This is a genomic window from Xanthomonas pisi DSM 18956 (genome assembly GCF_001010415.1).
Classification (GTDB): domain Bacteria; phylum Pseudomonadota; class Gammaproteobacteria; order Xanthomonadales; family Xanthomonadaceae; genus Xanthomonas; species Xanthomonas pisi.
The window spans coordinates 1-847 of the sequence record NZ_JPLE01000194.1; the positions used below are offsets into that span (position 1 = coordinate 1).

2 protein-coding genes are annotated in these 847 nt (G+C 50.2%); both read right to left on the reverse strand.

All coding sequences use genetic code 11. The features are described 5' to 3' along the window. The coding region (locus Y887_RS21155) for a structural cement protein Gp24 (RefSeq protein WP_211257010.1) at positions 1 to 212 on the reverse strand (212 nt) is incomplete at its 3' end. 2 nt (positions 213 to 214) lie between these two features. Beyond that, positions 215 to 847, reverse strand: a 633-nt coding sequence (locus Y887_RS20755; protein WP_046965597.1) for a hypothetical protein, incomplete at its 5' end; no start/stop codon positions are given.

Consider the following 847-nt stretch of genomic DNA (forward strand, 5'->3'; position numbering starts at 1 on the left):
GCGAAGTCCTGCGCGCCCAAGGCTTTGCGCTGGCCAGGACCCATTAATGACACGTCAGCCTTAAAACCAAACACACGGCTGATGGCGTTTACGTTTGCACCGTCGTTGGCGCTAACGATTCGGCCTGGCTTCCCACGCTGTGGGCCGTCGCGAACGATGTCGCCAGGAAAGCCAGTTGTATATTGACGGCCTACACTAGTTTGGAAAGTCATGTTTATTCCCCTTTCAACCAAGCTTCAAATGCTTCGTCAGTTGCTGCAGAATCCGCAGCGGCCTTTTGTTTTGCGACTACACGCTGTTTTTGACCGTGCTCAACGCCGCGCAGATAATTATCCACCACGTCAAACTCAGCCCCATCAACGCACTTCAAGCCTAACTTTTTAGCGCCATATTTCGCTACGGACTTGGAGTCCATAGTTGCATGATCAAAGGCACCAACAACTTTAGACAGGCGCTGGTAGAGGCTATTCTTACGAGCAGAATCAGCGTAGAAAGCAGCAACTGCTGAATCAGATGCCATTGAGTGTTCCCCTTTTGCTGGACCTGGCGACGCTTTCGCCGCTTTTGTCGGTTTGTCATCTTTTTCGACCGAAGCCCCCTTTACGTTGCTGTTTTGCAGGCCGCTAACCACATCTTCAGCTTTGTCGCAAGGTGATACATCTTCAGCCTTGACTTCAACTTCTTCTTCGTCTTTGACTTCGGCTTCAACTTCTTCTTCATCACCTACCGCGCCACCTTTCAGTTTTGCAATAAGTGCTTCGATTTGGCTGATCAATTGCGGAAGTTCGCCGCCAGCGTGAGATTCAGTTTCAACTTCAAACTTCTCTTCACCTTCTGGGGTTTCTTC